At 69.3% G+C, this 24,296-nt stretch carries 20 protein-coding genes, 1 pseudogene and 1 riboswitch; of the genes and pseudogenes, 8 read left to right on the forward strand and 13 right to left on the reverse strand.

The genetic code is table 11. From position 1 onward, the window contains the following. Window positions 1–69: 69 nt before the first annotated feature. The gene (gene metF, locus FXO18_RS15525) at window positions 70–1,026 is read right to left on the reverse strand and encodes a methylenetetrahydrofolate reductase [NAD(P)H] (RefSeq protein ID WP_235900723.1); all 957 of its coding nucleotides are present in this window, start codon (window positions 1,024–1,026) and stop codon (window positions 70–72) included. A 161-nt stretch (window positions 1,027–1,187) separates the two neighbouring features. Here metF and FXO18_RS15530 point away from each other — a divergent pair, with 161 nt between their 5' ends. From FXO18_RS15530 to FXO18_RS15545, 4 genes are all read left to right on the forward strand, one after another. Next, a complete protein-coding gene (locus tag FXO18_RS15530; protein WP_235900724.1) occupies window positions 1,188–2,258 on the forward strand; it encodes a polyprenyl synthetase family protein in 1,071 nt (356 codons plus the stop codon). 23 nt (window positions 2,259–2,281) lie between these two features. After that, window positions 2,282–3,838, forward strand: a complete 1,557-nt coding sequence (gene crtI / locus FXO18_RS15535) for a phytoene desaturase family protein (protein WP_149362049.1) — start codon at window positions 2,282–2,284, stop codon at window positions 3,836–3,838. 116 nt (window positions 3,839–3,954) lie between these two features. Beyond that, window positions 3,955–5,556, forward strand: a complete 1,602-nt coding sequence (locus tag FXO18_RS15540) for an alpha-(1->6)-mannopyranosyltransferase A (RefSeq protein WP_149362050.1) — start codon at window positions 3,955–3,957, stop codon at window positions 5,554–5,556. Window positions 5,557–5,569: 13 nt separating this feature from the next. Further along, entirely contained in the window at window positions 5,570–6,508 is a 939-nt protein-coding gene (locus FXO18_RS15545) for a phytoene/squalene synthase family protein (RefSeq protein ID WP_235900725.1), read from the forward strand. Here FXO18_RS15545 and FXO18_RS15550 read toward each other — a convergent pair. Then, complete coding sequence (locus FXO18_RS15550) at window positions 6,505–6,891, reverse strand: Rv2175c family DNA-binding protein (protein ID WP_149362052.1); 387 nt, start codon at window positions 6,889–6,891, stop codon at window positions 6,505–6,507. The genes FXO18_RS15545 and FXO18_RS15550 overlap by 4 nt on opposite strands. 133 nt (window positions 6,892–7,024) lie before the next feature. Here FXO18_RS15550 and FXO18_RS15555 point away from each other — a divergent pair, with 133 nt between their 5' ends. Beyond that, window positions 7,025–9,187 (forward strand): protein kinase domain-containing protein, encoded by a 2,163-nt coding sequence (locus tag FXO18_RS15555; protein WP_149362053.1) that lies wholly within the window; start codon window positions 7,025–7,027, stop codon window positions 9,185–9,187. Between the two features lie 8 nt (window positions 9,188–9,195). On the opposite strand, the gene FXO18_RS15560 is transcribed toward FXO18_RS15555, so the two are convergent. The 7 genes from FXO18_RS15560 to FXO18_RS15590 all read right to left on the reverse strand — a co-directional run bounded on the left by FXO18_RS15560 (window position 9,196) and on the right by FXO18_RS15590 (window position 14,899). Continuing rightward, complete coding sequence (locus tag FXO18_RS15560) at window positions 9,196–10,581, reverse strand: class II 3-deoxy-7-phosphoheptulonate synthase (RefSeq protein WP_149362054.1); 1,386 nt, start codon at window positions 10,579–10,581, stop codon at window positions 9,196–9,198. A gap of 93 nt (window positions 10,582–10,674) precedes the next feature. Continuing rightward, window positions 10,675–11,172 carry a polyadenylate-specific 3'-exoribonuclease AS gene (locus FXO18_RS15565; protein ID WP_149362112.1) on the reverse strand — a complete coding sequence of 166 codons (498 nt, stop codon included), beginning with the start codon at window positions 11,170–11,172 and terminating at the stop codon, window positions 10,675–10,677. Window positions 11,173–11,266: 94 nt separating this feature from the next. Continuing rightward, complete coding sequence (locus FXO18_RS15570) at window positions 11,267–12,271, reverse strand: ROK family protein (RefSeq protein ID WP_149362055.1); 1,005 nt, start codon at window positions 12,269–12,271, stop codon at window positions 11,267–11,269. Window positions 12,272–12,293: 22 nt separating this feature from the next. After that, window positions 12,294–12,800, reverse strand: a complete 507-nt coding sequence (locus FXO18_RS15575) for a hypothetical protein (RefSeq protein WP_149362056.1) — start codon at window positions 12,798–12,800, stop codon at window positions 12,294–12,296. Beyond that, entirely contained in the window at window positions 12,785–14,044 is a 1,260-nt protein-coding gene (locus tag FXO18_RS15580) for an ArsA family ATPase (RefSeq protein WP_149362057.1), read from the reverse strand. The genes FXO18_RS15575 and FXO18_RS15580 overlap by 16 nt, the downstream gene beginning before the upstream one ends. Next, the gene (locus FXO18_RS15585; RefSeq protein WP_149362058.1) at window positions 14,041–14,481 is read right to left on the reverse strand and encodes an SRPBCC family protein; all 441 of its coding nucleotides are present in this window, start codon (window positions 14,479–14,481) and stop codon (window positions 14,041–14,043) included. Before FXO18_RS15585 ends, FXO18_RS15580 begins: the two co-directional genes overlap by 4 nt. Before the next feature lie 10 nt (window positions 14,482–14,491). Beyond that, window positions 14,492–14,899, reverse strand: coding sequence for a polyketide cyclase / dehydrase and lipid transport (locus tag FXO18_RS15590; protein WP_187774403.1), 408 nt, complete (start codon window positions 14,897–14,899; stop codon window positions 14,492–14,494). A gap of 149 nt (window positions 14,900–15,048) precedes the next feature. Between FXO18_RS15590 and FXO18_RS15595 the strand changes: the two are divergent. Next, a pseudogene (locus tag FXO18_RS15595) lies at window positions 15,049–16,843 on the forward strand (AMP-dependent synthetase/ligase). Between the two features lie 251 nt (window positions 16,844–17,094). Here FXO18_RS15595 and FXO18_RS15600 read toward each other — a convergent pair. From FXO18_RS15600 to FXO18_RS15615, 4 genes are all read right to left on the reverse strand, one after another. Then, a complete protein-coding gene (locus FXO18_RS15600) occupies window positions 17,095–18,240 on the reverse strand; it encodes a glycosyltransferase family 4 protein (protein WP_149362061.1) in 1,146 nt (381 codons plus the stop codon). A gap of 80 nt (window positions 18,241–18,320) precedes the next feature. Then, a complete protein-coding gene (locus FXO18_RS15605) occupies window positions 18,321–19,733 on the reverse strand; it encodes a hypothetical protein (protein WP_149362062.1) in 1,413 nt (470 codons plus the stop codon). Between the two features lie 50 nt (window positions 19,734–19,783). Next, the gene (locus FXO18_RS15610) at window positions 19,784–20,827 is read right to left on the reverse strand and encodes an NlpC/P60 family protein (protein ID WP_149362063.1); all 1,044 of its coding nucleotides are present in this window, start codon (window positions 20,825–20,827) and stop codon (window positions 19,784–19,786) included. Window positions 20,828–21,001: 174 nt separating this feature from the next. Beyond that, window positions 21,002–21,607, reverse strand: coding sequence for a C40 family peptidase (locus FXO18_RS15615; protein ID WP_149362064.1), 606 nt, complete (start codon window positions 21,605–21,607; stop codon window positions 21,002–21,004). 14 nt (window positions 21,608–21,621) lie between these two features. Next, window positions 21,622–21,783, reverse strand: a riboswitch (cyclic di-AMP (ydaO/yuaA leader). Between the two features lie 483 nt (window positions 21,784–22,266). On the opposite strand from FXO18_RS15615, the gene FXO18_RS15620 reads away from it, so the two are divergent. Beyond that, a complete protein-coding gene (locus FXO18_RS15620) occupies window positions 22,267–24,015 on the forward strand; it encodes a DEDD exonuclease domain-containing protein (RefSeq protein WP_328593446.1) in 1,749 nt (582 codons plus the stop codon). Next, window positions 24,015–24,290: an Lrp/AsnC family transcriptional regulator gene (locus FXO18_RS15625; RefSeq protein WP_149362065.1), complete on the forward strand. Its 276-nt coding sequence runs from the start codon at window positions 24,015–24,017 to the stop codon at window positions 24,288–24,290. The genes FXO18_RS15620 and FXO18_RS15625 overlap by 1 nt, the downstream gene beginning before the upstream one ends. Window positions 24,291–24,296: the final 6 nt, after the last annotated feature.

Raw genomic sequence — 24,296 nt, forward strand, 5'->3', positions numbered from 1 at the left:
GGGGACTCTTCATGTGCTACCGGCAGGGTACGTGAGAGCCGCCGAGTCCGCTGCTGCTGCCGTGACTGGCTAGGCCGGCACTGCTGCCATGCCGAGGTTCGACAGGACCTCGCGGGTGGCCTTGGCGAAGTTGAGCGTGCAGAAATGCAGGCAGGGGGCCTCCTCGGCGATCAGCCGCTCGCACATCGTGGTGGCGAGCTCCATGCCGACCTTGCGAACCTCGGCCTTGTCCTCCTCCGGCCCGTTGCCGGCGGCGCGGGCGAGACGCTCCTCGATGCGGGAGGGGATCTGGGAGCCGGAGAGCTCCACGATCTTGCGCACCTGCCGCAGCGAGGTGATCGGCATGATGCCGGGGATGATCGGCTTCTCGCCCTGGACGGGATCGGCCGCGACGACCCGATCCCGCAAGCGCAGGTAATCGTCCACCTCGAAGAACATCTGGGTGATCGAGTACTCGGCGCCCGCGCGGAGCTTCCCCAGGAGGAACCGGGTGTCCTCCTCGAGCGACGCGGCACGATAGTGGCCCTCGGGGAAGGACGCCACCCCGACGTGGAAGTCACCGAGCTCGCGGATGAGCCGCACCAGTTCCTCGGCGTACTCCAGGCCCTGCGGGTGCTTCACCCAGTTCCCCAGCGGATCGCCCGGCGGGTCCCCACGCAGCGCGAGCAGGTTGACGATCCCGCGGTCGGCATAGGACCCCACGAGCCCGCGCAGCTCGTCGAGGCTGTGGTTCACGGCGGTCAAGTGGGCTACCGGCAGCAGGGTGGTCTCCTGCGCGAGCTGCCCAGCGATGCGCACGGTGCGGTCGCGGGTCGATCCGCCCGCGCCGTAGGTCATCGAGACGAAAGCCGGGTGCATCTGCTCGAAGGTGCGCACGGCGCGCCACAGCCGCTGCTCCTCGACCTCGTTGCGAGGTGGATAGAACTCGACCGAGAACGGCGTTCCGCCGCGGTGCTCGCGGATGCGCTCGACGATCGATGGTGTCCGGCTGGTTCGCTCTGTCGACTGACTTGCCCTGATTGCCACACACACAGCATACGGATTCCGTCGAGCGGTGACCGTGACGGAGCGCACCGCCCGCTGGCGCGGCTCCATGTCGCCCATCCGCGGGCCGGTCGCTACTCTGGTGCGCGGGTTCGGCCCGACAACGACAGGAGCCTGCGCTGAGCACACATCGAGACGCACTCGTGGCGCGCGATCTGCCGCCGCTGGTGACCAGTGCGCTGCAGGCGTTCTTCGCCTCGCGCAGGCCCCTCGTGGAGCCGATCGGGCCGGCCTACGCCACGGCGGTGGCACGGCTCGAGGCCTTCGTGCTCGATGGCGGCAAGCGGGTGCGCCCGATGTTCGCGTGGCTGGGCTGGGCCGCGGCAGGCGGCGATCCCTCCGGGCCTGATGCCGAGCAGATGGTGACCGCGTGCGCGGCGCTGGAGCTCGTGCAGGCGTGCGCGCTGATCCACGACGACATCATCGATAACTCCGCGACGCGGCGCGGCCGTCCCACGGTGCATGTCGGGTTCGCCGCCGATCATGCCGACAACGGATGGTCCGGCAGCCCCGATCGCTTCGGAATGGCCGCGGGCATCATCACCGGCGACCTTGCTCTCGCCTGGGCTGACGATATGTTCTCCGGCTGCGGCCTGCCCGGCCCCGCGGTGGAGCGCGCGCGGCCTGTGTGGGCGGCCATGCGCACCGAGGTGCTCGGCGGGCAGCTGCTCGATATCGTCGCGGAGGCGTCCGGTGATGGTCGGCGCGGGACGGCCGAGCTGATCAATCGGTTCAAGACCGCCGCCTACACCGTGGAGCGGCCGCTCCACCTTGGTGCCGCGATCGCGGGGGCCGAGGCCCCGCTCATCGATGACCTTCGCGGGTTCGGCGCAGCGATCGGTGTGGCGTTCCAGCTGCGCGACGATCTGCTCGGCGTGTTCGGCGATCCCGGGGTGACGGGCAAGCCCTCCGGTGATGACCTCATCGAGGGAAAGCGCACCGAGCTTCTCGCCCGCGCCCTCGACCACGGCGATCAGCATGATCCGGCAGCGGCGGGCAGGCTGCGCGCTCTGCTCGGGCGCGAGCTCACCACGGGCGAGGTCGACGAGGCCCGCGGCATCCTGCATCAGCTCGGGGCGGTCCGCGCGATCGAGGAGCGCATCGCCTCGCTCACCGACCAGGCGCTCGCGATCCTCGAGCCCTCCAGCATGGCCGCCGGGCCCAAGCGGCAGCTGCAGGAGATGGCACTGTCCGTGACCCGGCGCGACCACTGAATCCATCCCGAGGAGCATCCACGATGCCAGCACGCCGCATCAACACCATTGCCCGGCCCGCGAGCCACGTCGTCATTGTCGGGGCCGGGTTGTCCGGGCTCAGCGCCGCGCTGCACCTGCGCGGCGCCGGAGCAGAGGTCACTGTCGTGGAGCGCGCCAGCGCGCCGGGCGGCCGGGTCGGCGCCTACGCCGGCCCCGATGGCAGCTACCGCATCGACAGCGGCGCCACCGTGCTGACGATGCCCGGGCTCATCGATGAGGCCCTCGCGGCGGTCGGCTCGGACCGCGCGCGCACCGGCCTGGTGATCCGGCAGCTCGCCCCGGCCTATCACGGGCGCTTCGCCGATGGCACGACCCTCGATGTGCACAGCGACCCCGATGCGATGGAGCAGGAGGTCCGGCGGGTGTGCGGGGCTGCCGAGGCTGCTCGCTACCGGGAGCTTCGTGCCTGGCTGAGCGCGATGTTCGACACCGAGTACGACCGGTTCATCGCAGCGAACTTCGACTCCCCCCTCGACCTGGCGAACTCGCCGTCCGCCCTGCGCGACATGGCCCGGTTGATCGCGCTCGGTGGCTTCGGCCGCCTCGGCAAGCAGGTGGCCAAGCGGATCGAGGATCCCCGGCTGCGGCGCATCTTCACCTTCCAGGCCCTGTATGCCGGGATGCCGCCCGCTCGGGCGCTCGGCGTGTATGGCGCCATCGCCCACATGGACACCTCGCTCGGGGTGTTCTTTCCCGAAGGCGGCATGCACCGGATCAGCGAGGCGCTCGCCGATGCCTTCATCGCGGCGGGCGGCAGCATCCACTACGACACCGAGGTCACCGGCCTCGAGCACAGTGGCAGCAGCATCACGGCCGTCACCACGGCCGATGGGCAGCGCGTGGCCGGCGACGCGTTCATCCTCACCGGGGACCTGCCCATCACCGACCAGTTGCTCGCCCCCACGCCCGCGAGACTGCCCCGGCGTGCCACGCGCTGGTCGCCGTCGGCATTCATCCTGCACGGCACGATCCCCCAGTCGGTCACCGCGTTGTGGGACGCGCAGGCGCACCACACGATCGATTTCGGCGACGCCTGGGACTCGACGTTCGAGCAGCTCACCGCGCGGCGCGGCACGGGAAGCGTCATGTCCGATCCCTCGCTGCTGATCACCCGGCCCACGCTCACCGACACCACCATGATCGCCAGCGGCGCGACCGGGCCACGGGAGCTGCTCTCGGTGCTCGCCCCCGCGCCCAACCTCGTCTCGGCACCCCTGGCCTGGGACTCGCTCGAGCCGTCCTACCAGGCCGAGCTGCTGGGCACGCTCGAGAGGCGCGGCTACAAGGGCATCGGCGAGCACTTCGCCGTCGATCACGTCGATTCGCCACGGACGTGGGCAGCGCAGGGCATGGCGGCCGGGACTCCCTTCTCCGCGGCGCACTCGTTCCCGCAGACCGGCCCGTTCCGTCGCCGCAACCTGGCTCGCGGAGTCGACAACGTCGTCCTGGCTGGGTGCGGCACGACACCAGGGGTGGGGGTCCCCACCACGATGATCTCCGGCCGCCTCGCCGCGCAGCGCATCACCGGCGCCCCGTGAGCCTGGTAGCCGTGAGCCTCGCAGCGCCGCCTGGCAGGCTCCGGGATAGGGTCGATGGATACTATGATCCCGATCCTGGCCACCGCGGCCTCCAGTCTGGGGAATGATCGACACCGATGAACGCCACACACCGTGTTTCGCTGCATACCACCGCCGAGGAGCGGCGCATCGGCAGCTTGCGGGAGTTCTTCGGCAGTCCCCAGGGACGCGCCGCGCTCCTCGGCCTGCTCGGCGCGATCGTGCTGGTGATCGGTGGCCTCGGCTCCGGGAGCCTGCGCCGGCACGATGCCCTGCTGGAGAACATGCAGCTCGGCTGGCTCCGCTACGGGCACGGCATGGTCATCTCCAGCATCCTGCTGTGGGCCGGGGTGCTGGTGATGATCTGGGCCTGGGCACGGCTCGGCCGGCTCACCCTGCGCGGTGGCGTCACCCTCGCGGGACTGCGCCTCACGGTGCTCATCTGGACCGTGCCGCTCCTGCTGTCCGTTCCCCTGTTCAGCCGCGATGCCTACTCGTACATAGCCCAGGGCGCCTTGCTCCGGGACGGCTTCAATCCTTACAAGGTCGGGCCTGTCGCTAATCCCGGGGTGATCCTCGACAACGTCTCCACGGTGTGGACCACCACGCCCGCGCCCTATGGCCCGGCATTCATGCTGACCGCGAAGACCGTCACCATGATCGCCGGGGACAACGTCGTCGCGGGCACCCTGCTCATGCGCGCCGCGATGCTGCCGGGGCTCCTGCTCACGCTGTGGGCGGTGCCACGCCTCGCGCGCTACCTCGGTGGCAATCCCGCGGTCGCGATCTGGCTGGCCGTGCTCAATCCGCTCGTGCTGATCCATTTGATCGGTGGGGTGCACAACGAGGTCCTCATGGTGGGACTGATGACCGCGGGCCTCGTTCTCGCCCTGCAGCGCCACCATGCGGCGGGCATCGCCGTGGTCACCACCGGGCTGGCCGTGAAGGCCACGGCGGGGGTCGCGCTGCCGTTCATCGTGTGGATCTGGATGGTCCACCTGCGCGAGGATGCCGCCGAGCGCGGCGAGACCCCGTCCCACCCACTGGTGCTGTTCGCGCGCACAGCGATCCCCGGCGTCGCCGTGTTCGCGATCGTGCTGGCCGCGATCTCCTTCGCGGCACAGCTGGGCCTGGGCTGGCTCACCGCCCTCCAGGGCTCGGCGCTGATCGTCAACTGGCTCTCCCTGCCCACGATCCTCGCCCACATCGTCACCTGGTTCACCAGCTTCCCCCTGATGAGCGTCCTCGACATCACGCGCCTGATCTGCGGGGCGGCCATGGTCATCATCCTGGTCACCGTGTGGTGGCGGGGCAGGCACAGCCAGCGCGATGCCGTGCTCGGCCTCCTCCTCGCCCTCCTCGCCATCGTGGTGCTCTCCCCCGCCGCGCTGCCCTGGTACTACTCGTGGCCCATCGCTATCGCTGCGGGCTTCGCCCTGTCCACCCGGTCGCTAGTGATCCTCGCGGGCCTCTCGGTATGGCTCATGGTCATCTTCCGGCCCGACGGGGCCCACGGGATGTACGACCCGATACATGTGGCCCTCGCCTTCGCCGCCGCCTTCATCGCGGCACGCTCCCTCACCGTCGAGGACCCGCTGCGCCTGCGGCAGCTCGTGCGGGTCAAGCCCAAGCAGGCTGCTGTGCCGGGCACCCATGACCCGGGCACCCAATCCCCGAGCACGCAGGCCCCGACCGCCTAGGAATCCTGGAGCCGTGACAAACACCGCAACCGACGCCGAGCTCAAGCGCGCCTTCGAGCTGTGCCGCCGCATCACCGAGCACCATGCACGGACCTACTATCTCGCGGCGAGGCTCCTGCCCGGCCAGCAACGCCCGGCGATCCACGCCCTCTATGCCTTTGCCCGGCATGTCGACGATGTCATCGACGAGGGAGACGTCGAGCCGGCGGTACAGGCTGCCTTCGTCGACACCGTCGAGCAGGAGCTGCGTGACGCTCTCGAGCATGGGGACACGCCGGCGGACCCGATCCTCCTCGCCCTGAGCACCACGATCATCCGCCATGGCATCCCGCACCAGTACTTCTGGGACTTCCTCGCCTCCATGCGAATGGATATCCCCGGCACGGCTGAGCACCGCACGCGGTATCGCACCCTCGCGGAGCTGCACGAGTACACCTACGGCTCGGCGGCGGTCATCGGCCTGCAGCTGCTCCCGGTCTTCGGCATGGACACGCAGGCCGCACGGGAAGGAGCAGCCGCGCTCGGCGACGCGTTCCAGCTGACGAACTTCCTCCGCGATGCCGCCGACGACTACCGGCGCGGCCGCATCTACCTGCCCCTCTCGGAGCTCGCAGCATTCGGGGTGGACGAGGACATGCTCGCGCGGTGCGTGTCCACCGGAGAGGCCACGCCGCAGGCACAGCGGGCCATCGCGCACCTCATCGCCATCACGCGCTCGTACTACCGGCAGGCAGAGACTGGCTGCGCGGAGCTGCCCACCGAGCCGCGGATGTGCGTGGAGACTGCATTGATCCTCTACCGCGGCATTCTCGATGAGATCGAGTCCGCCGGGTACAACGTGTTCGCGCGCCGAGCCGTGGTGCCGCAGCGCACTCGCCTCGCCGTCGCGGCACCACGCATGGCCCGCGCCGCGATCTCCGGTGCCCGGCCACGTTCCCGGACGAGCGGCTAGAGCGCGAGCGCCTGCGCGCGACGCATCACCTCGCGCGCGGAATGCGTGCGCAGGGCGTCGACGGGACGACCGGGCAGGCTCGGGTCTTCCTCGTACATCCACGCCAGCGCGCCGTCGTGGTCGAACCCGCCGTCGCGCAGGACGGCGATCAGGCCAGGCAGCTGCTTGAGGATGCGGTTGCGGCCAGGGCGCTCCTCGTCGGGGCCGAGGAACACCGCGGGGACCATGGCGATGCCGTCGCGGCGCACCGCGAGCATCTGGTCCTCGCGCAGCAACTGGTGCACGCGCGTGACAGGGATGCCCAGCGCTTCAGCGACATCGGGCAGGGGCAGGACTTCGTCCGATTCAGCGAGGACGTCCTCGCAGACAGGAAAGGTGCTCACACGGCTACCGTAGCGGTTGGGAGCGCCAAAGCAGGTACCGGGCTAGCGCGCGACAGCGGTTCGAGCGGGCCAGTACCATCGGTACGGCAGGGAACCAGGATGGTTCCACCAAACATCCTAGGAGTTGACGTCCATGAGCACAGGGGGCCAGCGGAGCTCGGACTCGCTCAATCTCGTCGGCACCCTGCTCGATAACCGGTACCGCATCGACGCGCCGATCGCCCGCGGCGGCATGTCCGTCGTCTACCAGGGAATGGACCTGCGCCTCGATCGTCCCGTGGCGATCAAGGTCATGGATCCCCGGTTCTCCGACGATCCGCAGTTCCTCGACCGGTTCGAGCTCGAGGCACGAAGCATCGCGCGGCTCACGCATCCCTCGCTGGTGGCGGTGTTCGACCAGGGCACCGATGGCGAGCATGTGTTCCTGGTGATGGAGCTCGTGCCGGGCGGCACGCTGCGCGAGCTGCTGCGCGAGCGCGGGCCCATGCCACCCTATGCCGCCGCTGCCGTAGCGCGTCCTGTGCTGCGCGCGCTCGCCGTCGCGCACCGCGCGGGCCTCGTGCACCGCGACATCAAGCCGGAGAACGTCCTGATCTCCGACGCTGGCGCGATCAAGGTCGCGGACTTCGGCCTGGTGCGGGCGATCGCGGCCTCGGGCACCACCACCGGCGGGATGATCCTCGGCACCGCCGCGTACCTCGCTCCCGAGCAGGTCACCACGGGCAGCGCCGATGCGCGCAGCGATGTCTACGCACTCGGCGTGGTCATGTTCGAGATGCTGACCGGGCGCGTGCCCTTCAGTGGCGACAACTCGATCTCCGTCGCCTACCAGCGGACCTCCCAGGATGTGCCCGCTCCTGGCTCCATCGTTCCGGGAGTGCCGCAGGAGCTCGATGAGTTCATCCTGCGCGCCACCGCGCGCGAGCCGCAGCACCGGTTCGCGGACGCGGGCGCGATGGTGCAGGCCCTGATCGCCGTATCGGAGAAGCTCGCGCTGCCGCCGTACCGGGTTCCCGCCCCGCGCCAGTCCGCGCAGCACGTGGCGGTCTCCTCGATGCTGGGCCCGCCGGGCGGTACCGGCACTGCGGGCAAGCCAGGCGCGGGCCCGGGCACTGCTGAAAACGGGCCCGCGGATGGTAGCCATAGCACCACCGTGATCCCGACGGGCACGCCTGCCACCCCGCCCGCTGCTGATGCGGGCGAGCCCGGCCGCGGCCCGCACGAGCAAACCACGACCATCCCGGCCGTGCAGGGATCACCCACCACGGTCCTGCCCGTGGGCGGCCCCTACCAGCCCCCGGCAGGACGCGATCCGATGCCCGGCCACCAACCGGTGGCGCCGGGCCAGCACCAGCAGCCGCACACCCATTCCCCGCCGCCCCGATCACCTGCCCCGCCCGATCGCGGGCTCTCGGCCTCCCGTGGTGCCCGCTCCCCGCTTGTGCTGATCATCGTGGTGGTGCTGCTCGCCGCGCTCGTTGGCGTGGCCGGGTGGTGGTTCGGCTCCGGCCGCTACGTCACGGTGCCCTCCGTCGCGGGACTCGGCCTCGTCGCCACTGAGTCAGCGCTCGAGGACGCCGGGCTCAATCCGGTCCGTGACGGGCAGTATCGCGACTCGGAGCCCGTCGATGCGATCCTCGGCATCGCTCCACCGCCAGGCAGCCGGGTCGTCCGCAGCTCCGATGTGACAGTGTCCGTCTCGCTGGGCCAGCCCGAGGTTCCTGCGATCGACGACGACATACCAGTTGACGAGATGATCGAGCAGCTGCGGGAACGGACGTTCGCCGCCGTGATCGGCGATGGTGCCTACCATCGCGAGCGCCCCGAGGGAACCGTCGTGTCGCTGCGGCCTCCTCCTGGATCGGTGCTCGCCGTGGGATCGCAGGTGACGATCACACCGAGCCTGGGCGAGCCGATCATCGTTCCCAATGTGCGCGGCATGAGCACCAGCGAGGCGCGCGCTGCCCTCGTTGATGCCGGATTGAACGTCGGCGAGGTCGTGGAGGAGTTCGATTCCGGGATCGATGCGGGCGAGGTTTCCGCGACCCGGCCCCCGATCGGCGGCGAGGCTGGTGCCGATACCGCCGTCACGCTCGTCGTCTCGAACGCTGCGCGCGTGCCGGGCGTGCTAGGCAGCTCGGTCGCCGATGCGCGGTCGACGCTGACGGACGCTGGGTTCCGCGTCACCGTGCGCCAGCTCGTCAACTCCAGCTCGTCGCTGGTCATCGGCCAGAGCCCGAGCGCGGGCTCGCGCGCCCAGCCGGGCAGCACTGTCACCGTGACAGCCCTGCCCTAGCTGCTCTTCTAGCCGCGCAGCATCTCCGCCACGAGGAACGCCAGCTCCAGCGACTGCTGGGTGTTCAACCGCGGATCGCACGCCGTCTCGTACCGGCCCGAGAGATCAAGGTCGGAGATCTCCTGGGCACCCCCGAGGCATTCGGTGACGTTCTCGCCGGTGAACTCGATGTGGATGCCACCCGGATAGGTGCCCAGCGAGTTGTGCACCTCGAAGAATCCCTGCACCTCGTCGACGATGCGATCGAAATGGCGGGTCTTGTATCCCGTGGTGGACTCGTGGGTGTTGCCATGCATCGGGTCGCACTGCCAGATCACCTGGTGACCGGTGGCCTGCACCTTCTCGATGATCGGGGGCAGCAGCTCGCGCACCTTGCCGTTGCCCATGCGCGAGACCAGGGTCAGTCGGCCCGGCTTGTTGTGCGGGTCGAGCCGCTCGACGTACTCGACAGCCATGTCGGGAGTGGTGGATGGACCGATCTTCAGCCCGATCGGGTTCGCTACCAGCTCGGCCAGCGCGATATGGGCGCCATCGAGCTGGCGGGTGCGGTCCCCGATCCACAGGAAGTGCGCGGAGAGGTCGTAGAGACGTGGCTCATCGCCGCGCTTGTCGAGGCGCAGCATGGCACGCTCGTAGTCCATGACCAGGGCCTCGTGGCTAGCGAAGATCTCCACGGCATGAAGAGCAGGATCAGTCACCCCGCAGGCATCCATGAACCGCAGCCCGCGGTCGATCTCGCTGGCCAGCGCCTCGTAGCGGGCTCCGGCCGGGGAGGTGCGGACGAACTCGCGGTTCCACTCGTGGACCTTCCGCAGATCCGCGAGGCCGGACCCGGTGAGCGCGCGGACGAGGTTCATCGCGGCGCTCGCGTTGGCGTAGGCACGCACGAGGCGGGAGGCATCGTGCTGCCGGGTGTGCTCATCGGGCGCCAACGAGTTGACCATGTCGCCCCGGTACGAGGGCAGGCCGAGCGCGTCGACGTTGGACGAGCGAGGCTTGGCGTACTGGCCAGCGATCCGCGCGACCTTCACCACGGGAAGGCTCGCGCCATAGGTGAGGACCACCGCCATCTGCAGCAACGTGCGGATGTTCGCCGTGATGTGCGGCTCGGTGTTGTCGGCGAACGTTTCCGCGCAATCGCCGCCCTGCAGCAGGAATGCCTCGCCCCGCGCGACGGCTGCGAGCTTGTCCTGCAGCGCGTCCACCTCGGGCGCGACCGTGACGGGCGGCACCGATTCGAGCACGGTGCGCATGGTCGCGGCCTGCCCGGCGGGCCATCCCGGCTGCTGCATGGCGGGCTTGGCGAGCGCGGCATCCAGCCGTTCGCGCAGGTCACCGGGCAGGGGCGGGAGTTGTGGCAGTTCATCGATCGCCACGTCGACAGTCCAGTTCACTCCTCTAGCCTAGGACGTGGAAGGGTTTCTTCGCTCGCGAGGGTGGTAATTCATCGTTCGCCAGCGGGCGCGCACCCGGCTGGCCGGCCACCGTCAGCTGCGGGACCTGCGGTCGCGGAGCGCCTCGATGGTGAGAAATCGCTGCGCGTTGTGCCGGGCATCGGCGAGCGCATCATGTGCTTCGCCCATCGCTGCGGGCAAGGGGGGCTTGCCGTGCGTCTCCCAGTGCTGCTTGATCTCGCGGGTGAAGCGCGGCATCCCGCGGGGCAGGGCCGTCATCGGTCCCCAGAGCTGGCACAGCGCCACGTGATCGTAGGCACCGACCCACGCCCAGAGCTCGACATCGCCATCGCCCGGCTTGAGGAACGCCGTCAGGTCCTCGCGGATCTGGCTGCGGCTGCGCCACAGCTGCGAGGACGGCGGCGGGAGCTTCGGCAGCACATTGGCTCGAACCCACGTGCCCGCGCGAGCGGCATCGAACTCGGCGGAAACGGCATAGAACTCCCTGCCGTCCTCGGCGACCACCGCGATCGAGACCAGATCGATCGTGCGTCCGTCCTCGATGAACTCACAGTCATAGAAATAGCGCACGAGTAGCTGCAACCACCTGTCTGTTCCTGTCCCGGGGCTGGCTCGCCCTGGCAACGGGGTGCATTCTATTGGCTGGCGGCCGCTCGTGCTCGCGTCACCGGGGCCCGGGCTCGCCCAGCACCGCGGCGCGCGCGAGGTCCGCCGCGCCGATCACCGCGGCGTCCTCGCCCATCTGGGCCCGGCGGATCCGGGCGAGCGGCCGATGCCCCGCCCCGGTGATCATCGTCGCGTAGTGCTCGCGCGCCTCGTCGAGGAACAAGGGGGCCGCGCTGCCCACCCCGCCACCAAGCACGATGAGATCCGGATCGTAGATATCGCTGACCATGGAGAGGCCAATGCCGAGCCAGCGCGCGAACTCGCTGACGGTGGCCTCGCCGAGCACGTCCCCGTCCTGGGCCGCGGACATCACGCGCCGCCCCGAGACGGACTCGGGGTCGCTCCGGAGCTCGCGGGCGAGCGGCGAGGAAAGCCCTGGATCGTTCGCGAGCAGCTCGATCGCGGAATCGATGAGCCCGGTGCCACTGCAGTAGCGCTCGAGGCAGCCGCGCTTCCCGCAGGGGCACGCGCGCCCGTCGGGCACGACCTGGAGGTGGCCGAGCTCGGGCGCGATGCCGTGGCTGCCCCGGTAGATCTCTCCGTCGATGAGCAATGCCACGCCGATGCCGGTGCCGATCGCGAGCGTCACTACGTTCTCGCCGCCCATCCCGGCCCCGAAGCGGTACTCGGCCCACCCCGCGGCATTGGCATCGTGCTCGACGACGACCGGCACTCCGAGGGCCTGCTGCATGATCTCGCCGACCGCGGCGCCCCGCCACGGCAGATGCGGGGCGAACCGCACGGTGCGCCGGTCCCTGGTGAGGAAGCCCGCTACCGCGAGTCCCGTCGCAGCGATGTCGTGGCGCGCCATCAGGCCACGGACAGCACCGGCAACGGCCTTCTCGAGGGAGCGCACCGTGTGAGGGGTCGGAGCGTGGACGGTGTCGATGATGGTGGCGTCCGCGGCAACGACCGCTGCGCGGATGTTCGTGCCGCCGATGTCGACGCCGACGGCCAGGCGCTCGGCGGCGCCGGAATGCCCTTGCCCTGATCGAGCGCTCATGGACCCGATCCTGCCACTGGCGCTAGGTGCCGATCAGCACGGGGATCGGTTGGAACCGCTTCTCGCGGACCGGCTGTTCGTGCGGAGGCTCCGCTGCCGATCGTGGTCGGGGCGTTGATTGCTTCGCGCTTGCCCGCGGGGGCGCGGATTCCCGCGTGCTCGACGAAGGCGCGAACCCTCGGGCGAGGTCGAACATCGAGTTCAGCTGATCGACCAGGATATCGTCGATCGATTCCTCGTCCTCGTTCTCCACGATCGTGCGCAGGAACCCCAGGACCGTCGCTCCGTGCCGGGCAAGCGCGATGACGAGCTCGTGGTTCTCCCCCCGCGCGATGGCCACGACCGCGCATACCGGGCACCAGGAGCAGGCCGTCGCACCGGGGGGCTCATGCTCGTGGTCGGAGTAGGCGCGCAGGGCTGGCTCGAACTTGTCGATGATCACCTGGGCGAGCATGCGCAGCTCGCGCGCCGCCGCGCGCAGGGCGGGCTGGGGATCGGCGGTGGGCGGACCGTCTACCACTGTGGCCATACCTCCGGATTGGGTCTGAAGCGGATCTGGAGCTCACTGCCATTCATGCGCGCGCCAATGACGAGGCACCGCCGCAGCACCGGGGCGAGCAGCACCCGCCGACGGATCCCCGCCGCGCCCACGATGAGATCGTCACCGATCCGGCCGAGGCGCACCGAGTCCGGATCCACCAGCGGCAGCTCCATCCTCATGAGGTATACCGCATTGAGGTCCTCCCCGGACTCGCACGATACCCGCGGGGCACGGCGCGGCGCGACCTCCTCTGGATCGGCGTCGCGCGCACCAAGGCCGGGCAGCGCGGCCGCGAGCCCATGCAGGGCATCGGGGCCGACCGGCTCGGCCGCCGCGTGGTTGACCCGGAGCAGTGGCACGGCTCCGAGCGCCTCGCCCAGCTCATCGAGGACGGCCTGCTGCTCGGTGAGGCGCGCACTGTACCAATGGTGGATCGGGTCGTCCGATGCAGCGCACGGATGGGGCTCGAGGACCCGGTTGGCGATCACCGTGTCCAGGTTCATGCCGAGCAGCGCCATGGCTGTCACGGTGCGCCGGGCCTCCTCCATCACGACTTTCTCCGGTGTGAGCACGAGCGCTACGCGGACGGTGCCCGCGCTGGCGAGCCAGGAGCGCAGCCTCGCCGCGCTCGCAGTGATGGCGTCAAGGATCTCGGCCAGCATCCCGGCTCCACCAGGATTCCCGATGGACTGCAACCGCCGGTGCTGGGGCCACACCCGGTCCGCGTACGCCTGGACCGTCTCGGGGAGGGTGATCAGCCGCAGGGTCTCGGCGGTGGGCGCGCAGTCGACGATCACGTCGTCCCACTGCCCGCTCCCGGCGAGCCGCATGATCTCGATGAGCGCGAGCAGTTCCTCCGCGCCGGGGACCACGGTGATCTCCTCGGGCTCCAGCGACAACCAATCGATGGCGTCATCCCCCTCGGGACCGAGCTGGGGACCTATCCGCTCGACGAGGCTGTGCCACAGCGATTCCGCGAGGGCCACCGCATCGATATGGCGCGCATGCAGCCGACCCTCCTCGAGATGCCAGGATCCATCCTCGCCCGGGGGACCGTCGAGGCCATAGGCATCCGCGAGGGAGTGTGCCTGATCGGTCGATACCACGAGTGTCCGGCGGCCCTCCCGCGCGCTCGCTACCGCGAGCGCCGCGGCGAGAGTTGTCTTGCCCACCCCGCCCTTGCCGACGACAAGCCTGATCGGGGCACGGGTGGCGCCCTGGTCGTCGGTCAGCGCTCGACCCGCTTCTTGAGCTCCTTGAGCGCGGTGTCGGTGATGACCTTCTCCGCGCGCCTCTTGAGCAGCCCGATGACCGGGATCGCGAGATCCACCATCAGCTCATAGGTGACCCGCGTGGACTTGCCGTCGGGCAGCGGGTCGAGAACGTACGAGCCTGACTGGGCCTTCTGGATCGTGCCGTCCTTGAGCTCCCAGCTCACCGCGAGGCCATCCGGCGTCCAGCGGTACAGGAGGTCATAGCTGTCCTTGATGACACCGGCGTCGAGCTCGAAGTGCACGCGGGCAGCGTGCCCGTTGGGCAGCGTCGACACCACGGTGGCCTCTTTGACGGCCGAGACCCAATCCGGATAGGCGGCAAAATCCGCGATCACCGCCATGACACGCTCGGCCGGGGCTTCGATCACGATCGACTGCGTAGTCCTTTCCGTCATGACGCAAACGCTACCCTGCTGCCGGGGCCGCCACAGCGGGCTCGCCGACTCGACGGCCCCGCTCGGCTCCCAGCTTCGCCTCGAATGCCATCGCCCGGCCCTGCGCGCGCCGAGCTCGATTGGCCGTGGCCAGGTCTTTCAGCACTGCTTCCGCGCCAGGTCCGGCCGGTTCCGCGTGGAGGAAATAGTGCAGGATCGTGCCGTCGAGGACTGCCTCGAGCCACACCTCCATGGTGCCGTCGAGGGGGCCATGGACCTGCCAGCGGACGCCTTTCTCCGCGCGGTCCTCGCGCACCACGAGGTCCAGGCCGGGCCACCAGCGCCGCCATGCGGAACGGTCACCGAGGATCACCGCGACCCTCGCGGGCGCCGCAGCGACGAACGTGTCATCGGCGACATGAATGCTGCTCACCCCCATAGCATCACACACGCGTTGCCCGCGCACCAGCACGGCTCCAGCGCTGCCGTGGCCACTGAACCCGCCTCGCCGCTCCGCCGCCCAGGGCAAAGACACGTTAAAGTGTGGGGCACCACACCAACGATGCACGGATGATCCGGAGGTGCCTAGTGCACGAGTTCAGCGTCCCGGCCACGTTTACGATCCCCGAGGATGTGTCATGCGCCGATGCCGTCGCGCGCAATGCCACAGAGGATCCGGCCTACCCCCCTATTCCAGCGTCTCGTCGACGGGGCCTGGACCGACATCACCAGCGCCGAGTTCGCCAAGGACGTGACCGGGGTCGCCAAGGGCCTCATCGCGCTCGGCGTGAAGCAGGGCGACCGCGTGGCCCTGCTGGCCAACACCCGCTACGAGTGGACCGTCCTGGACTACGCGATCTGGAGCGCGGGCGGCGTCACCGTGCCGATCTACGCCTCCTCCTCGTCCGACCAGGTCGAGTGGATCCTCGAGGACTCCGCCGCCGTGGGCCTGATCGTGGAGACCACTGAGAACGCTTCGACCCACAAGGCCGTCACCGACGCCGCCAAGGCGCTGAAGAAGGTCCTCGTGATCGACGAGGGCGCGCTCGACGAGCTCGTCGCCACGGGAGCCGATCTCGACGACAGCGTCGTGACCGAGCGGGTCAACAGCCTCAAGGCATCCGACGCCGCCACCCTGATCTACACCTCCGGCACCACCGGTCGGCCCAAGGGCGTGCAGCTCACCCACTACAACCTCCAGGCCGAGGTCAAGTCGATCCTCGCCTCGAGCCTGTCGTCCTACCTGCAGCAGGACTCCCGCACCCTGCTGTTCCTGCCGCTCGCGCACATCTTCGCGCGCGTCATCAGCATCGCGTGCGTCGAGGCGCGCGTGACCGTCGGCCATACCTCCGACATCCCCAACATCGTCGAGCACCTCGGCACCTTCAAGCCCACCGTCCTCCTCGCGGTGCCGCGCATCTTCGAGAAGGTCTTCAACGGCGCCCGCTCCAAGGCCCACGCCGCGGGCAAGGGCAAGATCTTCGACGCCGCCGCCGACACCGCGATCGCCTACAGCAAGTCGCTCGACGAGGGTGGCGCCAAGTTCGGCCTCAAGGCCAAGCACGCGCTGTTCAGCAAGCTCGTGTACAAGAAGCTGCTCGCCGCGCTCGGTGGCGAGTGCACCGGCGCCATCGCTGGCGGCGCACCGCTCGGCGCCCGCCTGGGTCACTTCTTCCGTGGCGCCGGCCTGACCGTCTTCGAGGGCTACGGCCTCACCGAGACCAGCGCGGCGATCACCGTCAACACCCCGGACCACAACCGCATCGGCACCGTCGGGCGCCCCCTTCCCGGCTCCAAGGTCCGCATCGCCGAGGACGGCGAGATCCTTCTCTCCGGCCCCGTGGTCCTCGAGGGCTACTGGCAGAACCCGAAGGCGACCAAGGAATCCATCGAGGATGGCTGGTTCCACACCGGCGACCTCGGCTCCCTCGACGAGGACGGCTTCCTGTCCATCACCGGGCGGAAGAAGGAGATCATCGTCACCGCTGGTGGCAAGAACGTCTCCCCCGCTGGCCTCGAGGACGTGCTTCGATCGAGCGCGATCATCAGCCAGGCAATGGTCGTGGGTGACCAGAAGCCGTTCATCGGCGCGCTCCTCACTCTCGACCCCGAAGCGCTGCCCGGCTGGCTGGAGCGGCACGGCAAGCCCGCCGACACCGCTGTCGATGCGGTGCGCAACGATCCGGACCTCATCGCCGAGATCGACGCCGTGGTCAAGCAGGCCAACCAGACGGTATCGAGCGCGGAGTCGATCAAGAAGTACAAGATCCTGCCGATCGACTTCACCGAGGCCACCGGCGAGCTCACCCCGTCGATGAAGCTCAAGCGCAATGTCGTCGCGAAGAAGTTCGCCGACGAGATCGAGGCCCTCTACACCAAGTAGCACCCGGCCCTCGAAGGACGTGGCCCGCCGCTCATCGCGGCGGGCCACGCTCGTTTCCTGGCTGCTGGTTGCTGGGTGCGATTTCCGGCAAAAGCACTGGAAACGGCCAAACGCGATAGAAATCTCGGCGGGATCGCCGTCGTTTCTATCGCGTTTGCTGCCCCGGACTTGCTGCCCCGCGTTTGCTGCCCCGGGCTTGCTGCCCGGACCCGCCGAGGACCGCCGCCTGGAGCTGCCGACCGCTCTGCTCCCTAGGCGTGCACGCCGGTGCCGTCGAGGAAGCCACGCAACCGCTCGGCCATGGTCTGCCATTGCCAGTTCTCGGTGACCCATTCACGGCCAGCGCGTCCCATCGCGCGCGCGCGATCCGGATCTGCCAGCACCTCGGTGATCGCATCGGTGATCTCGCTGATCGATCGGCCATCCACCACATGGCCGGTCTCGTGATCGAGCACCGTCTCCGGGGCGCCGCCCGACCGGCCCGCCACCACCGGGACGCCGGACGCCGAGGCTTCCAGGAAAACGATGCCGAGCCCCTCTACATCCAGCCCGGCGCCCCGCGTGCGGCACGGCATGGCGAACACGTCCGCCATCGCGTGGTGCGGGGCAAGCTCCGCGGTAGGCACCGTCCCGGTGAAGATGACGTCATCGGCCACGTGATGCTCCCGCGCGAGGGCGCGCAACTGGTCCCCGTACGGGCCGCCACCAACGATGACGAGCACCGCGCCAGGAATCCTGCGCTGGATTCCTGGCAGTGCCCGGATCAGCATGTCCTGCCCCTTGCGGGGAACCAGCCGCGAGAGGCACACGATGACAGGACGATCACCGAGGCCGTAGCGCGATCGCATTTCCGCGCGCGCGGCGTCATCGGGGCGGAACACCTCCGTGTCCACGCCTGGTGGCAGATGCTCGAGCGCCGCGTCCGGGCCGAACGCCGAGGCGAACCGGCCGCGCGTGTAGCGGCTCACGTAGGTCACGACGTCCGTGGAATCGCCGATCACGCGCAACGCCTGGCGGGCCGCTGGCACCATCGACCAGCCCACCTCGTGCCCGTGGGTGCAGGCTACGGCCTGCTCGATCCCGGCCCGCCGCAGCATCGGCGCTAGCAGTGCCAGTGGTGCTGCGGCGCCGAACCACACCGCCGAGCAATCGTGGGCGCGCACGAGCTCCCTGGACCGGCGCAGCACATCCGGCGAGGGCACCATCAGTGTGGTGGGATGCCGCACCACCTCGAACGGCTGCTCGGCATCGAAGCGTATGTGCGAGTCCTCCCGCCACCGGGGCGCGTACACCACGAGGTCCTCCGGCGGGACGAGCGAGGCCAGGGTGTGGATGTAGGACTGGATGCCCCCCGGCCGCGGCGGGAAGTCATTGGTGACGAGCAACGTGCGACGCATGCTTCATACCGTATGCGCTCCGCGCTCGCCCCACAGGCCAAGACGCGGGCTTCGATCGGCCGCCGCTCCCGAGGGGGCCGCTATCGCGCGAGCCAACGGCCCCATTCATTGATGGCTTCCGGCAGGGACACCGCGGCGCTGTCCTGGAGGGCATTCGAGAACTCCTGCGCTCCCCCGCCCCGAGCATCTGCCGACCAGTACGCCTCGATCACAGCGGCCTCCCCGTGCGCTTCGGCCAGATAGGCGACGAAGGTCCAGGCAAGCTCGTACGCGAGGAGCGAGGCGTTGCCGCCCCCAGTGAAGTGATCATCGCGCGGCAGGCTGTCGGGGGGACCGTATCGCTCGACGAGATCCATCACGCGGGCGGCACTGGCCCGGGGATCTGGATGCTGGTCGCCCTTGGCGGCCAGCTCCGCGATGCCTTCGACGAGCCACAACGGCATGGGGTTGCGGGAGCGGGTGAGCACATGAGCGACCTCATGCCGCAGCGCGGCAAGCCGACTCTCTCGGCCGAGGCTGGAGAATGCTTCTCCAGCGATGACGATGCGCTGTCCCTCGCCGGGCGAGGCGGAAGCAGCGGGGTTAGCGATCGCCGCAGCCACAACGTCGGCGCCCGACCGCGGGGTGGCGCCGTCGTGGGCCGCCAGCCCGCCTCCCGTGAGGGTGGTGAACTCCTCCCGGCTGCTGGCGATCTCGACGATGATCCTGGCATCGTCCCGCTGCTGCGACCATCGCCGGGTGACCCCCGATACGGCTTCGGGCAGCAGATCAACGACCTGTGCGGCGAGCACGTCATCGCTGGGGTGCGCGATCACGCTGGAACCGTCCGGGGAGGAGCGCTCGACGGTCGGACCCTGGTCCCACGGCACCTGTGCCCAGCGTGCCGCGTCGTTGTCCTGTGCTCCCCCGATCAGCCATTCCGTGCCGTCGAGCACGAGCATGATGTCGCTGGGCCGGTCGACGCGCGATTCCTCTCCCCCGACGCTGTAGCGGAGCCGGATCGCTGGCGCCCAGGCATCACGGACTCCCAGTGCCTCGACGAGCTCGGTCGCGACGAAGGCCTCGGGGCCGTCGGTAACGGTGTAGGCCCACTCGTCGGGATCGGATGAGGCGAGGTTGCGGGCCCGCTCGAGGTGGAAATCCCGGAACTGCTGCGGCGCACCGGGATGGATCATGCTGCTGATCTGCTCGGTGTCGCCGGCGAGCTGGGCTTGCGCGAAGCGGTCGAGCAGATCCTGCGCGGCCTGCCGCCGCTGCTCGTCGAAGCTGGCGGCTTGGCCCGGAGCGCCTTGGGGCGAGGGATTCTCCCCTTCGCTGGTCCTGTCGGCGCGGGAGGTCTCACTGGTCGTGGTCTGGCTATTGCTCCCGCAAGCAGGAACGACCAGCACGAGCAGCAATGCGATGAGGCCCCCGCGCCAGGGGTGAGCACCTCGGATGCCCGGCCGCGCGGACGCTGCGCGGGGGAATCTGATCGAGCGGCACGGGCGAGGCACGTGACCAGGCTATCGCGGGCTGCCTGCTCGGGCTGTCGGCCCGCCTGCGGCTAGTACCTGCGGATCGAATGGATAGGGGCGTTGTTAACCGTATCGACCTTGACCGGGACTCCGAAGGTCGATGCATGGACGATCTGCCCATCGCCGATATACAGGCCAACATGCGAGGCATCGGAGTAGTAGGTGATGACGTCGCCCGGCTGGATCTCCGACGGTGAGACGGGCATGCCGCCGACCGCTTGCATCTGGCTGGTGCGGGGAACGGAGCGACCCGCCTGATTATGGGCCCACATGACGAGGCCGGAGCAATCGAACTCCTCGGGCCCGGTCGCGCCCCACACGTAGGGACGACCAAGGCGTGTCAGCGCGGCCTTCACGATCGCCGCCCCGGTTCCCGAGCCACGGACCGCCCCGGCATCGAAGCCGGGGGGAATGATCGCGCCGGCCCACTCCGCCCGTTCCTCGGCTGTGAGGGTCTCGAAGAGTTCCTTGATCTCGGCGATCTGCTGCTCGAGGCTCGCGCGGTGCCGCTCGAGCTCGTCGCGGCGGGCCGCTGCCGTGGCAGCGAGGTCACGGAGCTGGTCCGCGGTGGTAGCAGCCTCGGCAGCGGCTCTCTTGAAGGTCTCGCGCGCGGATCGGAAGTCCTTGACCCGCTCGCCGGTGTCGCGGGTGATCACATCGAGGGCGGACATCCTGGTGATGACGGATTGCGGCGAATCACTGGTCAGGAGCGCATAGATGGGATCCACCCGGGTGCCTCGGTAGTTGGCACGGGCATGCGCGTCCACGAGCACCTGCAGGGTCTCGATCCGACTGCTGGCCTCGGTCTCCGTCCGGAGGTTGCCCTCCTGGCGCGCTTCGGCTTCGGCGAGCTCGTCCTGGAGGCGCGAGAGCTCTTCCTCCGCAACGAGGACGTCGTCGTTGGCCTTGGTGGCCGCGCGACTGAGCTCCGAGAGCCGGTTCAAAGCCTCGGTGGAGTCAGTGATGATGGGATCCGCGCTGGCTGTCAGCGTTCCGGTCAGGCCGATGGGCCCAGCGAGGACGAGAGTGGCCAGCACCATCGCGATCAGCGCGCGGCGTGAACCTGCGATCACTAGTGTTGCTCCTCAGTTCCTGGACGGATTCGCTCGCGCGCGGGCCGCACGCCCCGTTAAGTCTCGATCAGATTACGATCCCGCTCGCCGGGTGTCCATTCGGGTGCCGCGCATGCGAATGGGCGGGAGCTCATGGCTCCCGCCCATCACGATGCCTCGAGGGCTAGCTGCGGATCACGCGTAGCGGCGAGCGCTGTGGAACGGCATCATGCTGATCGGGTCGACGCGCACGGGCGACGAGGAGTTCAGCGCGTGCACGACCTGGCCGTTGCCGATGTAGATCCCGACGTGCGACGCGCCCCCGTAGAAGCCGACGACGTCGCCGCGCTGGAGGTCGTTGTAGCCGACCGGGATGCCGGCGCTGACCTGCTGCTGGCTGGTGCGCGGAACGCTGATGCCGGCCTGGCCGTGGGCCCACTGGACGAGACCGGAGCAGTCGAAGGCGTTCGGGCCGGTGGCGCCCCACACGTAGGGGGAGCCGACCTTGGTGAGCGCGATGTCAGCGACCTGGTTGCCGCGCGAGAACGGGGCAGCGATGTGCTGCGGCGCGAAGTTAGGAGCCTGGACCTGCGGGAGGTTCGGGATCTGCGGGACCTCGATGACCGGGACCTCGAAGTTGGTGGGGATCGCGAGGTTGTCCGGGACATCAAAGGTGCCAATGCCGGGGATGGTCACGGGCGCTGCCATGGCGGGCGCGGCGGGAATCGCGATGACGCCGGCCGAGAGTACTCCGGCTGCGACTGCGTTTCGAACGGTCCGCTTGAGCGACGTGGTGGCCATAGTGATGGTTCTCCGTTTCTTCCTGGTTCCGCTGACCGAGTTAGCTGACGGGTTCGGGCCTGGAAGATTGCCCTACCCACGCGGGATCGCTGTCCAGCGTGGGATTCACCCCACGTAACGGTGGTTCCCCGGTTCGCGTGGCGGTCGGGTGCCACGCGATTAAGCGGTGTTGAGAGCGGCGCCATCCCGGTCGGGTCGGCAGGACTCCGCTGTGTCTCGAAAAGATTACGAAAAGGACTCGGCTTCGTCCATCACCCAAACGGCGCCCCATGAGTGTGGTAGCCGTCACACACGAATGTGGTAACACTTGCTGCCCCAGCGATTTCGCGCATAACCCACGGTCAGCGCGATTGATGACCCCACCCGGCCGCCAGCGCGCCGCAATGGGAGCGCCACAGGCATGCATTGCCCACGCGCCGCCGGCCGTTACAGGTGAATCATGGGATGACTCCTGGTGAGTGCCAGCAAAAGCACTGGCAGCAGGGCATCAGCACGAAAACGCATAGTGAGCCTTGGCTTCCCTGGCAAGCCTCAGCCACGAGATGCCCTGCACACTGAGAAAAGCCTGTGGTCCTTCTCTCAATTTCCGCCCCGGGCGCGCCGCGCGGGCGCCACGGGCCTGGCGACAGCTGTCGGACCACCCCGCTACTGTGACCGGCGTGCCCACCCCGCGCCCCCTGCCAGCAGGCCAGATGAGCCTCCCCGAGCTCGAGGAGACCCTGCGAGACACCACTTTTGTCATCGTTGACCTTGAGACGACCGGCGGCAGCCCCGAGAACGACTCCATCACCGAGATCGGTGCGGTCAAGGTTCGCGGCGGCGCGCGCATCGGCGAGTTCGCCACCCTCGTCAATCCCCAGCGCGACATTCCGCCCTACATCATCGAGCTGACCGGCATCACCACCGCGATGGTCCGCGAAGCACCCCCCATCAACGAGGTGCTGCCCGCGTTCCTCGAGTTCGCCCGCGGCAGCATCCTTGTCGCGCACAACGCGCGCTTCGATACCGGGTTCCTCCGGGCCGCCGCGACGCGCCTCTCGTTCGACTGGCCGTTCCCCCGGACGCTCTGCACCGTTGTCCTCGCCCGCCGCATCCTCGATCGGGGAGAAGCTCCGTCGGCCAAGCTGTCCGCGCTCGCCGCGCACTTCAACGTGCCCAACTCGCCCACCCACCGTGCTCTCGACGACGCGCGCGCCACCGTCGACGTCTTCCACGCCCTCCTCGAGCGCGTCGGCAACCAGGGCGTGCACACCCTCAACGAGCTCGAGGAGTACTACCCGCGCGTCCCGAGCACCGTGCGCGCGAAGCGAACCCTTGCCGATGACCTCCCCGACGGGCCCGGCGTCTACATCTTTCGCGGACCATCCGACGAGCCCCTCTACATCGGGACATCGAGCAACCTGCGCAAGCGCGTGCGCAGCTACTTCACCGGATCCGAGAAGCGGACGGCGATGCGCGAGATGATCGCGCTCGCCACCCGGGTGGACCACGTCCCCTGCTCGCACACCATCGAGGCCGGGGTCCGCGAGCTACGCCTGCTCGCCGCCACCAGCCCGCCCTACAACCGACGCTCCACGAGCCCCCGGCGTGCCTGGTGGATCAGCCTCACTGACGAGGCATTCCCCCGCCTCGCGGTGGCCCGCACCGCGCGCGGACCCGCCATCGGGCCGCTCTCCAGCCGGGCCAGCGCGCAGGAAGCAGCCGAGGTGCTCGCCACCGGCCTCGGGCTGCGCACCTGCCGCGCGCGACTCGGCGCCAACGCCACCCACCCCGCCGATTGCGGCACCACCAGCGCCTCGCCGTGCGCGGCGAGCCGGCACGGAAGCCTCTCCGCGGACGAGTATGCCGCGATCACCGACCAAGCTCGCGCCACCATCGCCGGGCACGACAACACAGTCCTCGACGAGCTCCGCGCGCAGCTCGAGCATCTCGCGGCAGCGGAGAAATTCGAGACCGCGGCGCGCCTGCGCGATCGCACGGCCACCCTGGGCCTGGCGCTGCACCGCAGCCAGCGCCTCGCCTCGCTGATCCGCATCGACGAGCTCGTCGTCGGCCGCCCCGACGGTCATCGCGGGTGGGAGCTCGTGGTCATCCGGCGCGGGCGCCTCGCAGCGGCAGGCGTCGCGCGCCAGGGCACCTCGCCCCTCCTCATCGCCGAGCACCTCCGTGCAGCAGCCGAGACCACCTTGCCCAGCGAGCAGCCACTGGAGGGGACCCACCCCGAGGAGATCGCGCTCCTGCTCTCGTGGCTCGACACCCCAGGCACCCGCATCGTCACCACCAGCCACGGGTTCCACCAGCCCGCTCGCGGAGCAGCCCAGCACGCCGACTGGTGCCAGCAAGCACGCACCGGGGCGCGCCGCGACCAACTGCTCCGCCCGGATCGCCGAACCGATACCCTCACCTGATGATCACCGCGATAGTCCTGATCCACACCGACCCGCACAGCATTCCCGAGACCGCGCAGGCCGTCGCCGACCTGCCGGGGGTATCCGAGGTGTACTCATGCGCGGGCGACATCGATCTCATCGCGATCCTCCGGGTCGCGGACCACGAGCAGATCGCGCACGTCGTCACCGAGCGCATCACCAAGATCCCCGGCGTGCGGTCGAGCAGCACCCAGATCGCGTTCAAGCAGTACGCGAGCAGCGACGTCGAGGCGGCCTTCTCCCTCGGGGACTGAGAGCCG

This window comes from Lolliginicoccus suaedae (genome assembly GCF_008312885.1).
Taxonomy (GTDB): domain Bacteria; phylum Actinomycetota; class Actinomycetes; order Mycobacteriales; family Mycobacteriaceae; genus Lolliginicoccus; species Lolliginicoccus suaedae.